Origin of the sequence: Wenzhouxiangella sediminis, assembly GCF_003410055.1 — a bacterium.
GTDB lineage: Bacteria > Pseudomonadota > Gammaproteobacteria > Xanthomonadales > Wenzhouxiangellaceae > Wenzhouxiangella > Wenzhouxiangella sediminis.
In genome coordinates this window covers 178,922-195,027 of record NZ_QUZK01000014.1, presented here as the reverse complement: position 1 = coordinate 195,027, position 16,106 = coordinate 178,922, and the positions used below count along the sequence as shown (strand labels likewise).

The following is a 16,106-nucleotide window of genomic DNA, read 5'->3' as shown; positions in this document are numbered from 1 at the left end:
CAACGCGAGCTGGCCCGCCAACGACAAAGAGGGATACATGGATCAATCGGCCGCCGGGTCGTGTGGGTTTCCGGGCCTTAGCACCACCACACTGATCTCGAAGTTTCTGGCTGTTGCCCTGGCGATCTTCCTGCCGGCGGTAGCGCAATCCATTGAAGTCGACCTGACCGGCCCGGCCGGCGCCTCCGGAGGAGCGCAGTTCGACTACACGATCACCGTGACCGCATCTTCGGCGGAAGCGCCGGTTGCCGATGTTTCGGTGGTCCACAGCCTGCCTGCCGGCCTGGTTTATGCCGGCGCCGGCGGCGCGGGATGGACCTGCTCGGTCAGCGGGAGTCCGGACGTCGTGACCTGCGATGCCGACGCCGATCTGTCGGCCGGGGATCACGTCATCACGGTTTCTGTCGACGCCGCCGCCCAGGCGTCCGATGCGGTTCTGAGCAACGCGGTGGCGCTTGAAGTCGCTGCGAACGAACAAGCCACCGATACCCTCGATACCACGATTTACGCGTCGGACCTGTCGGTCAGCAAGTTGATCGACGACGGTGCCTCGCTCGTCGATAGCCTGGAAGTTGCCGGAAGCGACAGCGTGACGTTCGAGATCGCCGTCGAGAATCTGGCACCTGCCGAGGTCGCCAATGTTCGCGTGCGCGATGTCATGCCCACCGGCCTGGACGTCGACGACAATCCGCAGGACGGATTCGGTACGGACTGGAGTTGTACGGTGAGTGCCGGTCCACCCGAGACCGTCAACTGCGATTATGATCCGGCCACCCTGGCGGCGGGCGCCACGACCTCGCCGTTGATTCTGACGGCAACGGCGCCCGATCAGGACGTCACCCTGACCAATGTTGCCGAGGCGGAGTCGGATGCGAGCGCGTCGTCGTGGCCGCACCAGAGTGCCGACGCCACTGTCGACGTCTTCCTGGAGTCCGATCTGCGGATCAACAAGTCGGCCGACACTGCCACCGTCTACTCCGGCGAGTCCCTCACCTACACCTACACGATTTCAAACCTCGGGCCGCACGAGGCCACCAACGTGACGGTGGTCGACACGTTCGATCGTGAGAATGCCGTGGCGTCCTACAGCGCCTCGCCGGCTTCCGACTGGACTTGTCAGGAACTCACGCCGGCACCAGTCGGGGAAACGGTCATCGAGTGCCAGCTCGATGCGGGTCTCGCCCTGCCGCCGAACGGCTCGAACCGGGTGCTCGAGCTGACGGTCACGCCGAGCGCGGTGGATGATCCGATTGAGCTGGGCAACCAGGCTGTGGTCGAGGCCGACCAGCGTTTACCCGATTCGCCCCAGAACACCAGTGCCCTGGTCAGCGTCGACCTGGAGCCTTCGGCCGACCTGCTGCTTTCACGCGGATCGGTGCCGGCAAACCCCGTCGACGCGGAATCGACGTTCAGCTGGACGATGCAGGTCGACAACGACGGTCCTTCTCTGGCCCGCGATATCGCGCTCGTCGAGAGCGTGCCCGAGGGCGTCATCGTGACGGGATTCTCCTCGTCCGAAGCCTGGGCCTGCTCGGCCAATCAGCGCCTGGGAAGCTACCGCTGCGAAATCGATGAACTGGCAGTCGGGACCAGTACTCTGACCATTTCGGCCCTGGCGCCGAGAAATCCCTCACTGCCGGGCGAGGCGACTGCACCCAGCGCCTTCGGCGGCGCCCAGGTCGAGGCGGCCACGCATGATCCGCTGACCGGCAACAATGCCGCCGCTTCCGACTCGGTGACCTTCGCCGCGGTCTGGGACCTTTCGATCCTCAAGGACTCCGAGTCCGAGCTGCTCGTTCCCGAGCAGGCATTCACCTACGACATCACGGTGTCCAATGCCGGCCCGAGCGACCTGGTCGGCGGTCTCCGCCCGATGCTCGAAGACGCATTCGATTCGCGTCTGCGCGGCGTCATCGGTGTGTGCGCGACCAGCGCCACCGAGCCCTGCTGGAGCTGCGGCTGGGATCAGCGTCCGGCCTGGGACCAGACCCTCGACACCGGCGCCGCCGCGACCACCGGGCTTGGCGGCGCCTGGTCGGTCTCGCTGTCGCCCGATCGCAATCACATCTATGTCGGCGGCCGCTTCGAAGGCGCGATTGCCGTTCTCGACCGCGACAACGTCCGTGGCCCTGAATACGGGCGACTGAGCCTGAACGGCATCAACGAAGAGTTGACCGCACCCCGGGTGCTGGCTGTGCACCCGAACGGTGAGTGGCTGGTGGCCGCCGGTCACGGCAGCGCCGCGGAACTGACGCTTTTCTCTCGCAACGCTTCCACGGGATCGCTCGCCGCGGTCTTCACGCTTGGTGCAACCCTCGATTCACCCAGCGACCTGGTGTTCTCGCCGGACGGTCGCTTCCTCTACCTGGCCGAAAGCGGCGGCGACCGAATTCGTCAGATCGCGCTCGACGCCGAGGCGCAAAGCCTGTCGGTCGTGGGCGATATCGTTCGCGACGCGACCGGCGGCAATCCCGTGCTGATCGGCGGTGTGGCCGGGCTGGCCCTGTCGCCCGACGGCAGCTGGTTGTATGCCGCAGCGCCCGATGACCAGGCCGTGGTTGCCTTTGCCGTCGACGGCGTCGATGGCGGGCTGACGCCGCTGTCGACGGCTTCCACGGCGCTGGACAACGGTTCGGGTCCGGTTGCCGTGCGGGTCGTCGAGGTGGGCGAGGATGAGCTTTTCGTCGGCGGTCAGGACAGCGTTTTCGCCGTGGCACGCGATTCCGGCAGCGGCCTGCTCGGTGCGGCGACGGCGTTCGTGGCCAGCGCGGTGCCGGACAGGCGGCTCGAGGGCGTCAGTGGCCTGGCGCTGACCGCCGACGGCGACACGCTGTTCGTCTCTGCCGCCGCCGATGCCGCGATCACGCTTTTCGAGCGGGGCAGCGGCGGCGCCATGCAATTCGTCCGGTCCGTCGGACTTCCGGGCGGGCTGCAGGCCAATGATGCCGTTCTCGACGCGACCGATGAAAGGCTCTACGTGAGCGCGACCTCCGGCGACGTTTCGGGCGCCACCGCGCCCGACACCGGAGCCGTGCTGGTGTTTCGAACCGTAGCGGCGGGCGCGTGCAACGACCTGCGTCGTAACGAAGTCTCCGATGATCCGCTCGAGGACGTGGCCCTGACCCTGCCCGCGGGGCAATCGGTCGTGGTCACCATTCACGCTGCGGTCAAGGCCGGCACGGCCACCGGAACGCTTTCCAACACCGCGGAGCTGACCGCCGCACCCGCATGGGACGAGGCCAGCGGCCAGCAGCTGTCGAGCACCAAGGAGCTCGATATTCGCAACGCCACCGAAGTGGTGGTGACGACGAATGCGCCGGGGCAGCGCCCGGTGCCGGGAACGGATTTCTCCTTCACCGTCGAGATCGTCAACAACGGCCCCTCCGGCGTGACCGGCTTGAGTGTCACCGATCTGCTGCCGGCCTATCCCGGCGATCCGGCGGGTTTCGTGTCCAGTACGCGCGAATGGCAGTGTTCGGCCAGCGAGAACGCCTGCTGCAATCCGGGCGCCGGTCAGTGCGGTGTCCTGCAGCCCACGCCATTCCAGTCCGGCGGGCTCGACGGGCACGAGGTCAACCTCGGCGCTCAGTCCTCGCTGACCCTGACCTTGCGCGGCCGGCTTCATCCGGCAGCCACACCGAATGCGACGCTGACCAATGAAGTTCAACTGTCCATGCCGGCCGGTATCGAGGCCTTTTCGCCAGACGACCTCACCGACACCCACAGTGTGGACCTGACGGCCGAGGCCGATGTGTGGCTCAAGAAGGAAAGCCTGGGCACCAGCGCCGACGAGAACGGGATGTATGCCGATTTCAGGCTCACCGTCGGCAACTTCGGGCCGTCGGCGGTTCGCGGCGTCAACCTCCAGGACCCGCTCGACGATCCCAGCCTCACTGCCGCCGGCGCCAGCTGGTCGTGTTCGATCGTCGACGGTGGCGAGTCCTCGCTGGCCGAAAGCTGTTGCGGGTACCAATCGGGGGCGTGTCAGAGCACCGACCTGGTCGGGCAGTCCGGGCCGCTCGACCAGGATCTGGCGCTGGCGCCGCAGGCGCGCGCGGAGCTACTGGTCAGCGTTCCGATCTTCGACGAGGAGGCCGCCGAGGTGGAGAACACGGCCTCGGCCACAACGCCGGCCGATGTGGACGAGACCGATCCCGTCAACAATGTTCAGAGCGCCACAACGCGCCTGCTTGCTACCGCTGATCTCGATATCACCAAGGAAATCCTGGCCGGATCGAGCGTGGTGCCCGGCGAGCAAGTCCAGTTCCAGATCACGCTGACCAACGACGGACCCGACGGGGTGCCGGTGACGGTCAGCGACCTGTTCGGTCCGGAGCTGACGGAGGTGGCCTGGACCTGCGATGCCACCACGCCCATTCCGGGCGACCTGATCTACGACTTCGACCTGGGCCTGGGCGAGTCCCTGGCCGATGCCAGCGCAGTGGTCAGCAGCGCGGACGGTCGGCATGTATACGCGCTGGGCGGCGGTGCGCCGGGCGAAGGCGAGGAGGCGATTCCCGCCACGGTCGCCGTCTTCGAACGCAATGTTGTTCCCGGACCCGGCTTCGGCGCCCTGACGCAGCTCGAGATCGAAATCGAGGGCGTCGACGACGGCGATGACAGCGGTTTGACGGTCGCGGGTCTCAGCGGCGGGCGGGCAATGACGCTCAGCCCGGACCAGCGGCATCTCTACATCGCTTCGGCCGATGCGAACGCCGTCACGGTCTTCCGCCGCGAACATGTCGCCGGCAGCGAGGATTACGGTCGCCTGGTCTTCGTCGAGACCCGGGCCCTCGGCAGCGAAGAACCGGCCGATTCGTTCGCCCCTGTGACCGGTCTGCGCGGTGCCTCCGACGTGGCGGTCAGCGAAGATGGGGAACATGTCTACGTCGTCGGACGCGAGGATCATGCGGTGGCGATTTTCAGGCGCAATCCGGCAACCGGAACGCTCGCCTTCGAAGGCGAAGTCAGAGCCTCGTCTCTCGGGCTGCCGAACGACGGCATGTGGGGGGCGAACAGCATCGAAATCGCCCCCAATGACCGCGACATCTATGTGACCGGCTCCGGCCGGGAAGCCGGCTTCTCCGGTCCCGACTGGGTGCGGGCCGATTACGGCGGCACCTACGGGCAGACCTATTTCGTCAACAACACCTCGGGCGTGGATCTCAAGTGGCTCACGCAGGAACAGTCGATTCCCCTGCCGAGCTTCGACGAACTCTACCTGGAGTTCGAACATCGCTTCGACCTGGACACCCCGTTCAGCTGCTTCGACGTGGGCGTTCTTCAGTATTCGCTCGACGGCGGTGACAGCTGGCAAGCCGTCGCCGATCCCGGCAGCGCATTCGAAACCGGTGGATACAACGGCACGCAAAACGGTTACGAGAACAACCCGCTCAGCGGCAGCCCGGGCTGGTGCAATCGGTCGCCGGGCTATGCCTCGGGCTTCGATGCGGTGCGTTTGAATCTGACCGACCTGGCGGCGCCCGGCGACGAACTCATGGTTCGCTTCGGACTGGGCGAAGGACAGGTCATTGGCGCCACCGGCTGGTGGGTGGACAACCTGCGGTTGTATTCGGTGACCGGCGGCGTCGACACGACCCTCCTCGAAGACGAGGTCTCGCCGATTTCCTCGCAGGGCAACGTCGTTCACTTCCAGCGACAGGTCGACGATACGGCAGTCGGGTTCGGCGACCTCACGCCGGTGAGTGCCCTTGCTGTCGACCCGGCGGGGTCCATCAATCCGCGCGCCGACCTGGCCGGCATGGATGGGCAGGGGGAGAACCTCTACGTGGGCGGCAACGAGGGAACGATCGTCGTCTACGGGCGCGACAGCGCATCCGGCGCTCTGAGTCGTGAGCAGACCGTTTCCCTGTCGGCGCTCGATGCCAGTGGTGATCTGCCGGACGGGATCGAGGCTGGCGCGCTTGCCGGGCTCGACGCGCTGTCCGTCAGTCTCGACGGCGAACACCTGGTCGCCAGCGGCCGAAGCGCCGACCGGCTCATGGTGTTTCGTCGGCAGCCTTTCGTGGGCACGCTCCAGCCCATGCAGATGGTCCAGCCGGGACTGGCCGATGTCGGCCGTGCGCCGGGCGGTGCGGCCGATGTGCGCGATGCCGTATTCAGCGCTGACGGCAGGCACGTCTTCACGGTGACGGGAACCGGGCAGCTCGGCGTGTTCGAACGCCTCGCCCCCGATCCAACCTACGGATTCCTCGAGGCCGTGTTCGACGGCGCCGACGATGGATTCGGCAATGAGGCAAGCGGTCTGCTCGGTGCCCGCGGTGCGTCCCTGAGCAGCGATGGGCAGTGGCTCTACGTGGCGGGTTTCGGCCAGGTGGGCTCCGGCGATCGGGGATCGCTGGCCATCTTCGAGCGCGATTCAGGTGCCACCGAGCCGGGTCGTCATCTCCGTTTTCGCGAGGCCTTCCGTGACCTGCAAGGCGGCGTCGAAGGCCTCGACGGTGCACTCGACGTGGTCGCCCTGCGTTCCGACGACGGAACGTCCGAGGACATCTACGTGGCCTCGGAGCGCGACAGCGCCGTGGCCCATTTCCGGCAGCAGCTCGCGAGCGGTGCAGCCGCGTTCATCGGTGTCTACCGCAACGGCGAGGCCGGAGTCACAGGGCTTGCCGGCACGGCTGCGATTACCGCGTCACCGGGTGGTCAGTACGTTTTCGCGGCCGGTCGTTTCGACCACGCGGTGGCGGTTTTTGCCCGTGACCCGGTCGACGGCAGCCTTACTCATCTCGGAGAAGCCCGCGACGGCGTCGACGGCGTTGCGGGCATGCTCGGCGCCAATGCGCTCGCCATGTCCAGGGACGGTGCGCATCTCTACGTTGCCTCGCGCCAGTCCGACAGCGTGGTCGTGCTCGAGCACGATGCCGGCATGCTGACCTATCGACAGACTTTCTACGACGGCAATGAAGGAGCGGTGATTACGTCTCCGACCGGCATCGATGTGACTCACGACGCCGGCGGTGGTGAGCACGTCATCGTGACCTCGCTCGACGGTGATGCCGTGACGGTTCTGCGTCGCGAGTCGGATCCCGGCCTGGAAACCCTCTACGGGCGAGTGCGCTTCCAGCAGACCCTGCTCGGTGGCGCCGAGGGCCTGGAGGCGCTGATCAGTCCACGCGACGTGGTGGTCGATCCGTCCAACGATCGGGTCTACGTGGCTGCCGACGGTGGCGATGCCCTGATCGTACTCGACAGAAATACGAGCGTCGGCGGCAGTCAGTTCGGTCAGCTCTATCCGCTTGAAACCCGACAGAACAACACCCGCGGCATTATCGGTGTCGGTCGGCCATACGGCCTGGCCGTCTCGCGCGGTTCCCGACGCAATATCTATACCGCGTCCCTGGGTAGCCAGTCCGTTGCAGCCTTCGTGCGGAGAGCCGGTTCCAGTTGTGCCGCGTCGGGCGGCGGCAACCTGTCCGAGGAAGTGTTCATTGCCGCCGACGGTACGATTCGCTTCACCGTCACGGCCATCGTCGATCCGGCAGCGACCGGTGAGCTTGTCAACGAAGCCACCATCAGCGTCGGTGACGACGTGACCAATACGGGAACGAACACCGCCGACCAGTCCGACCCCAGGGACCTGGCGCCGAGCAGCGAACTGACGATCAGCAAGGACAACGGTCGTCTCAGCGTCGTTGCCGGGGAGACCGACGACTATCGCATCGTGATCGGCAATGAAGGTCCGAGCCATGCTCGCGACGTGACCGTGCAGGACTTGCTCTCGGCCAACGACCAGTTCGACGAATCCACGGCTGCCTGGTCGTGCCGCGCGATCGGCGCGGGGCAGCTTCGGCGACAGGCGTCGCTGAAGGCCGGCACGGGTGTGACGGCCGGTCTCGACGGGCTGTCGGCGCTGGCCTGGACGGCGGCGCCGGCGGGTGCCGCGGAGCTCGGCGAGCGCGTCTATGTCACAGGACTGCTGGGCAATTCCCTGACGGCGCTTTCCATCGATGGCGTCAGCGGCGAGTTTATCGTCGACGATCGAATCGTCGAAGGCGGTGTCGATGTCGACGGTGCGCCGGTTGCCGGCTTGCGTGGCGCCCGCGACGTCATCGTCGGTGGCAACGGCAGCCACATCTATGTCAGCAGCCAGGTCGACGACAGTCTGCTGGTTTTCGAGCCCGAACTGGGCGATCCCCTGAATGCAGACTATGGCCGGCTGCGATTGATCGAGGTGCATTCGCCGGACGATCCCGGCCTGGAGTCGCTCGATCAGCCCCAGGGTATGGCGCTCAGCCAGGACGGCACCTCGCTCTATCTGGCCGCGGCCAACAGCGGCGGAGTCTTTGTCTTCTCCCGCGATACGGGCGCGGGCACGCTGACCCTTCAGCAGACCATCGACACGGGTGCGCTGCCGGAACTCAACGGCGCCAGCCGGGTCCTGGTGGCGCCGGAGGACGGGCACGTCTACGTCGCCGGTACGGGTGCGGGCGCCGTGACGATTTTCGAGCGGGCCTCGGACGGCACGCTAACCCATCTCCAGACCCGCCAGGCACCGGCCATCCCGGGCCTCGAGGGTGTTGCGGACCTGGCGTTTTCTCCGCTGGGCGAGCATCTCTACGCCGCCGGCCGGGACGCCGACAGCATCGTGGTGTTCCCGCGCGACAACGATTCCGACAGCGACCAGTTCGGTCGCCTGGCCAGTCCAATCCAGCAGCTGGACGACGCACCGGGGCTGCTCGGCCCGCGGGCGCTGCGCGTCAGTGCCGACGGGGGCAGCCTTTACGTGGCCGCCTTCGAGAGCAGCAGCATTCTCGTATTCCGCAGGGACCGCGAAACCGGCCAGCTATCGACGGTTTCCAGGCAGATCGACGGCAGTGGGGAGAGCGGCCTGTCCGGCGTCTCGAGCCTGGCTTTCAGCGGTGACGGCGAAACCCTTTTCAGCGGAGCGGTTCTCGACGGCGCGGTGGTCCAGTTCGATCGTGCCGGTTTCTCGCGCTGCTCGGTTGATTCAGGCGCGGGCGACCTGGACCTGGTTGTCGACGTCGCTGCCGGCGGGGAGATCGTCATCGACCTGTCGGTCGACGTCCACGCAGACGCCGAGGGCGTGATTTGTCCCGAGCCGCTCGATTCCGGCCGCCAGTGCGTCGTCAACGCTGTCGAGGCAAGTTGGTCCGAACCCGGCGGAGCCCGCTCGGTTTCGGCTGAAGATGCCAGTTTCCTGGATGCCGCGGCGCGCCTGACCATCGACAAGACGGACAATCTCGCCGAGTTCCGAGGCCTGGCTGGTGCCCGGGCGCTGGCGGGTACGGAGACACTGGGCAGTCACCTCTACGTTGCCGCACCCGGTGAACCCGGTCTGGGCGTCTACGATCTGTCGCCGAGCACTGGTCCGACCGGCTCGGCACCGTTGACCTTCGAACAGCTGGTGCTCAACGGTGACGGACCGGTATCCGAACTCAACGGCATCTCCGACCTCCTGGTCAGTCCCGACGGCCGGCACGTCTACGCCGCCTCCTCGCTGGACAGTGCGGTCGTCGCCTTCGAGCGCGACCCGACCAACGGCCACCTGAGCTGGCTGGCGACTTACAGCAACAACGCCAGCGGCGTGATCGGGCTGGCCGGCGCGCGGTCCATGGCGATGGACAGCCAGGGCCGTCACCTCTACGTGGCCGGAACCAACGGCAACGCCGTGGTGGTGTTCGATCGCCAGCATGACGCCGACGAGGACGGCTACGGCACGCTGAGCTACAACGGCCTGTCCCAGAACGGCACCGACGGTGTCATCGACATGGCGCGGCCGGTGCATCTGACCCTGTCGTCGGATGACCGGCATCTCTACGTGGCCGCCACTCAATCCGACTCGGTGGTGGTGTTCTCGCGAAACGCCGATGCAATGAGCGCTACGTTCGGCGCCCTGGAGTGGCGCCAGTCGCGCCGCAACCTTGTCGGCAGCGTCAGCGGTCTGCTCGACGTCTCGAAGCTGCTCGTCAGTCCGGACGGTGCTTTCCTCTACGCCGCCGGTACGGGCAACAACGCTGTCGTCCGGTTCGCCAGAAATACCGTCTCGGGCAATGCCGACTTCGGACGCCTGAGTTTCGAGGAAGTCCTGATTGATGGGGAAGGGGACGCCGCCGGGCTCGTCGGGGTCGACAGCCTGGACTTCATGGGCGGGTCGGCCGAGTGGCTGGTCGCCGGTTCCAGGCTCGCGGGCACCCTGGCCCTGTTCCAGCGCGACACGGTCAGCGGCGAGTTGCAGTTCAGCCAATCGCTGGCCGAACGCGACGACCTGGCCGGTGCGAGCGATCTGTGGCCCACGCCTGACGGTAGCCGTCTGCATGTGGCGGCCGCGGACGCCGATTCCGTGAGCGTGTTCGAGCTTTCCGCGGGCAACCTCGCGCCGGCCGGCGCCGTGGTGCAGGGGGGCGGGGGTGCCGTTCCCGGGGGGGCGGTGGAGTATCTGATCACCGTCCACAACGAGGGCCCGAGCCGCGTCGAAGGGGCGCGCGTGACAGACTTCTTCCCGGATCAGTTCGACTCGGTGAGCTGGAGCTGCCAGATCGTCGGTCCGACCGGTAGCGGCAGCAGTTGCCCCAACGGCCAGTTCAGCGGCAATGTGGATGCCACGATTTCGCTGGCGGCAGGCGATTCCGCCATCATCGAAGCCATTGGCACGCTGCGTCCCGACGCCAGCGGTGGCATCGTCAACGAGGCGCGGGTCGAGTTGCCGGCCGGAATCGTCGATCTGGGCGGCGGCGACAACCTCGCGGTCGATGATGACACCACCATCAACAACCGCTCCGACCTGCGCGTCGAATTCCAGGATCTGCCCGCCGAGGCAGTGGCCGGTTCGACCTTCGACATGCGCGTCGTGGTTCACAACGACGGCCCGGGCGCGCTCGCCGGAAGCCGCGTCGGGCTCCAACTGCCCGAGGCGCTGCTGCTCGAAGACTGGATCTGCCAGCCGGACGTCGAGCCCGGCCTGCTCGAGCTCGCCGACCAGACCGGAAACGGCCTCGATCTGGCCCGCGCCGCCACCCTCAGCCGCGATGGACGTCACGTCTATGCCGTCGGCGAGGAATCCGGAGACGATGTCCTGGCCGTATTCGAGCGTGACCCGCTGACCGGCAACATCACGCTTCGCCAGCAGTTGTTCAATCTCGAACCCGACGGCAGTGGTTCGTCCGCGCCCGTGGTCGACGGTCTGGCCGGCGGTTTCGACATCCTCGTCAGCCCGGACGACGCCCATGTCTATGTCGCCGGTCGTGCAGACGATGCGATTGCCGCCTTCGAGCGCGATGACGTCACCGGACAACTGGCATTCGTTGGTGTGATCCGTGACGGAGTCGGCGCCGTCGACGGCCTTGCCGGCGCGCGTTCGCTGACGATCAGCGAGGACGGCGAGAACGTCTACGTGGCCGGGGAACTCGATGACGCCATCGCAGTGCTTTCTCGCGATGCGACCAGCGGCGCACTCGGCTTCCAGCAGGTCAGGCGAAACCTGCAGGGCGGGGTCCAGAATCTCGACGGGCCCGTCGACCTGCTGCTGGTCGACGATGGAAACGCGCTGTGGGCTGCTGCGCCCGCCGCGAATGCGATCGTGCGCTTTGACCGAAGCGCGGACGGCTCCCTGACGCCCGATGGCTTCTTCGTGCAGGGCGGGCCCGACGGAGACGGCGGCACGCTCGACGGTCTTGCCGGCGTGCGTTCGCTTGCGATGCGGGCCGATGGCGTCGTTGTCACGCTCGCCCGCAACGGCGCGGACCATTCCCTGAGCTTGTTCGACCGACCCGGGCTCGAGTCGTTGTTGCTGCGGCATCGTCTGGCCGACGGCGACGAAGTGGGCACGCCTTCGGCCATCGTCTCCGGACTGGCCGGCGCCGACGAGGTGATCGTGGATCCGGTTCGTGACGTGATCTACACGGCAGCCCGCGACACGGTGTCGGGACTGAGGACGGTCAGTGCCTTCGTCGAAGACGACTCGACCGGAGACATGCAGTTCCTTGGCAACTTCGCCGGCGGTAGCGAAGCGGGCTCTCCCGCGTCTGTCCTGCTCGGTGGGGACGGCCGTCAGCTCTACCTGGCCGGTGGCCCGACGATCGATCGTTTCCGCGTTCTTGCCGGTTCGCGCTGCGAACGCCTGGGCAAGCGGCAGCTGGTCGATACCGTCGACCTGGTTTCCGGCGGACGCGTCGTCTACGACCTGCAGGCCAGCGTCATGGCAAATGCCCGTGGGGCGTTCGATCTGAACGCCGGCGTGACGCCGCAAACCGCCGGAACGGATCCGGATCCGGCCAACAACACGGCTGTCGTGACTGTGCCCATCCGGGCCGAATCGGCACTGAGCGTGGCCAAGTCGGTGCAGGACGGCCCGCTGGTTGCCGGCGAGGACGGCAACTGGTTGGTCACCGTGACCAACAACGGGCCGAGCAGCATCCGCGATATCGTGGTCAGCGATTTCCTGCCGACCCTGCCCGGCTCGATACCGGATCCGGGCGGTGCCGGCGTGGTCGCCGGCTCCGGTCAGTGGCAGTGCACGAGTTCCGATCCGCTGGTCTTCGGCAGTGCCGACGGCGACGCGGATACGGCGGGCCTTCGCGCAGTGGCCATTTCCGAGGACGGTCTGTGGGCGGCAGCGGCCAGCCCGGCTTCCGCACAGCTGCGCCTGTACAGCCGGCAGGCGGGCACCGGAAGCCTGACCCTCGCCGACTCCCTGTCGGACGGGGACGAGATGCTCGATGAAAATGACGCCGTAGTGGCGATCGTGGCGGGCCTGGCCGGCGCTGCCGATCTCGCTTTCTCGCGTGACGGTCGCCATCTCTACGTGGTGTCGCAAAGCGGCGACAGCGTCGCCCGGTTTGCCGTCGATACAGAAGGCGGCGGCCTGGTTTACGAGGGGCTGCGCAGCAATGGCGAGAGCGCGGTGATCGGGCTCGACGGTCCGGTCCGCGTCATCGCGGGGCCGGCCGACGATCGCATCTACATCGGTGCACGCGACTCCAGCGCGGTGACCGTCTTCGGACGTGATCCTGTCGACGGCAGTCTGCAATGGCGCCAGAGTATGCGCAGCGGCATCGGCCTGCCGCTCGACGTTCTCGACGGTGTGCGCGACCTGGTGATCAGTCCGGATGGGGCGCATCTGTATGCCGCCGCGGCCGATCATGACGCGATCGTCATCTTCGAACTGGATGGGGAAGGGGACCTGGCCTACCTCGACAACTTGGCCAATGGTGACGCGCAAGGCGGCCTGAACGTCGTTGGATTGGGTCTGGTCCAGTCGTTGGTCATCAGTCCGCAGGGACAGCATGTCTATGCCGCCAGTCTGGCCGACGATTCGGTCAGCCGCTTCACCCGCGATCCGCTTACGGGCCTGCTCCAGTTCGAAGAGCAGATTCGCAACGGCCAGGAGGTGTCGACGGGGCTCGACGGCGCCAGCGCCCTCGTCATGGCCGATGACGGTCAGTACCTGTATGCGGGCTCGCGCAACGATGGCGGGGTCCTCGTCTTCGAACGCGAGTGGACGGACGGTAGCCTGGTGGCGATCGATCGCCTCGAAGACCGCGGGCTGGTGGATGTCCGCAGGCTCATCGGCGATGCGGACGGCCTGATGGCGGCGATCGAAGCCGCCGGTGCCGAACTCGTCACGATCGGCCATCAGCCGGCCGGTTTCTGCGGCGACGGCGCCGAGAGCGCCAGCGACAGCCTGGTCGACTCGATCAGCCTCGCGCCGGGCGCGACGGCGAGCTACACCATCACTGCCCGCGTTCACCCGGGCGCCCGGGGCGACCTGGTCAACACCGCCGAAGCGATGCTGCCGGGCGACGTGGTGGCGCTCACGCCGGACGAGCACAGCGCCACTGACGAGGCGCCGATCAGCGTGGTTACCGAACTCGGTGTGGTCAAGGCCATCAGCGGCGAGACGACAGCGCTGGTCGCCGGCGGCCCGGTGGGCTTCCTGATCGAGCTTTCCAATGCCGGACCGAGCCACGGTTTCGGCGCGCGGGTGGCCGACTTCTTGCCGGGCGTCATCAACGACGCGACCTGGACCTGCGAGTCGATTCCTGCCGACACGCTCGGCAGCTTCTGCCCGGCCGGCGGCAATGGTGACATCGACGAATCCGTCGACGTGCTGGTGGGCGAACGCCTGCTCATCCGGGTTCAGGGCGCGATCGACCCGTCCTTCCGCGGACAGCTCAGCAATACCGCCCTGGTCGAGGCCCCTCTGGATGCCTCCGACCCGGATCCCGACAACAACGAATCGAGCGTCAGCGGCACCGTGAACGCCGTGTCGGATATCCGCATCGCCAAGTCGGTGGCGGTCGAGCAGAGTTTCCCGGGCGAACTGGTGATCTTCGACATCCTGGTGACCAACGACGGCCCCAGCGATGCCCCGCTGGTTAGCGTGGAAGACACGCCGCCCCCGGGCATGAGTTTCGAGAGCTGGCAGTGCGTGGCCACCAACGGCGCCTGCACGAGCTCGGGCAGCGGCGCCATTGCCGAGACCATTTCGCTCGATGCGGGCGGCACTGCGGAATTCACCGTGTCGGCGCGCATCGATGGCGGACTGGCCGTTCCGGCGACGCTCGACAACCAGGCCAGTGCGGTTCTCGGTGGCGAGGGTAGCGACCCCGTACCCGGAAACGACACCGACAGTGCCAGCGTCGAGATCGTGGCGGCGGAAGCGGACCTGTGGCTGACCAAGACGGTCGACGCCGGCGCCGCGCTGCCCGGCGACCCCCTCGAGTACCAGATCACCGTGACCAATGCCGGTCCCGGTCTCGCCGATGCAGTCAGGGTTGTCGACACAATGCCCGCCGGGCTGGTTTCGGTTTCCTGGAGTTGCCAGGGTTCGGCCGGTGCCAGTTGCGCCGTGGCCAGCGGCAGCGGAGACATCGACACGACGACGTCGATGCCGGCCGGCGGCCAGTTGCTCTTCGTCGTGACCGGCCAGATCGATCCGGGGCTGCCGAGCGGTCCGGATGAGCGGGTGGTCAACACGGCCACCGTTTCGCTCACCGGTGATACGAGCGACCCGGAGCCCGGAAACAACGAAGACACGGCGGCGACCGTTCTGGACCTGGACGTGATCTTCCGGGATCGATTCGAGGCCGCTGAAACGACACAGGAGTTTGATTGATGCAGCGTTTCCCCACCTGGCTCGTGCTCCTCCCGATCCTGGCGCTGGCCGCGTGCCGGCAGCCGGCCGACGAGGGCGAGCGCGTTCTGGCGAGAATCGGCGAGGAGACCATCACCGTTTCCGAGTTCGAGCACGAGATGGCCCGCCGCAGCCAGGGCCGGCCGATGTACTTCAAGAGCGCCGACAACCGCCGCGCCCTTCTCGAGGAACTGCTGCGACATCGCATGCTGGTTCAGGAGGCTCGCGACGTCGGCATCGACCAGGAGCCCGAGTTCCGCGCCCTGGTCGAGCGCATGCTTATCCAGCGTCTGCGCGAAAAGCGCCTGGAAGCGCGTCTTGAAGCCGATGCCCCGACTGACGAGGCGGTCGCGGCCTACTACGAGGAAAACCGCGAGACCTTTTCGCGCCCCGCCCGTCGACAGGTGGCCATGATCCGTATCGACGTGCCGCCCTCAGCCGGGGACGAAGCGCGCGCCGCGGCTCGTGACAGGGCCGAAGCCGCGCTGCAGGGCGTGTCGGAGTTGCCGGCCGGGACCATGCACTTCGGTCCCCTCGCCGTGGAGCATTCCGACGATCGATCGTCGCGCTACCAGGGAGGCGTCGTCGGCTGGCTTGTGGACGGCCAGTCCGAGCGTTACCGCTGGCCGCAGCCCGTGCTGGAAGCCGCCTATTCACTCGAGGAGGACGGCGAGACCTCGCCGGTAATAGAGACAGCGGAAGCGTTCTACATCGTGCGCCTGGCGGCCCTTCAGCCCGGGCGCACCCAGCCCCTGGAGCAGGTTGCCGACGGCATTCGGCATCGCCTGCAGCGTGAGCGTTCGCGGGCGCTGGAACGCGACCTTTTCGTCGATATCGCCGAAGGACATACCACCGAAATCGACGAGGCGGTGCTCGAAAGCGTCGAGCCGCCGCACGCTGCGCCAGTCGAGTCCGACTCGCCCGAGGAGCCGCCGGCCCTGCCGTCCGACCCGACCGGAACGGCGCAGTGAACGAGACATGGAGACAGTCGACG

General features: G+C 67.0%; 2 protein-coding genes. Both read left to right on the top strand.

The window, feature by feature from the left end:
* Nucleotides 1-37 precede the first annotated feature (37 nt).
* On the top strand, nucleotides 38-15,094 hold the full coding sequence (locus DZC52_RS03280; RefSeq protein WP_116649688.1) for a beta-propeller fold lactonase family protein: 15,057 nt from the start codon (nucleotides 38-40) through the stop codon (nucleotides 15,092-15,094).
* Nucleotides 15,094-16,083 (top strand): peptidylprolyl isomerase, encoded by a 990-nt coding sequence (locus DZC52_RS03275; RefSeq protein ID WP_116649687.1) that lies wholly within the window; start codon nucleotides 15,094-15,096, stop codon nucleotides 16,081-16,083. Before DZC52_RS03280 ends, DZC52_RS03275 begins: the two co-directional genes overlap by 1 nt.
* The last annotated feature ends 23 nt before the right edge of the window (nucleotides 16,084-16,106 follow it).

What these genes read in the sequence shown, in the direction of transcription:
- DZC52_RS03280 (WP_116649688.1), top strand. Translation starts at nt 38, where the DNA reads ATGGATCAATCGGCCGCCGGGTCGTGTGGGTTTCCGGGCCTTAGCACC.
- DZC52_RS03275 (WP_116649687.1), top strand. Translation starts at nt 15,094, where the DNA reads ATGCAGCGTTTCCCCACCTGGCTCGTGCTCCTCCCGATCCTGGCGCTG.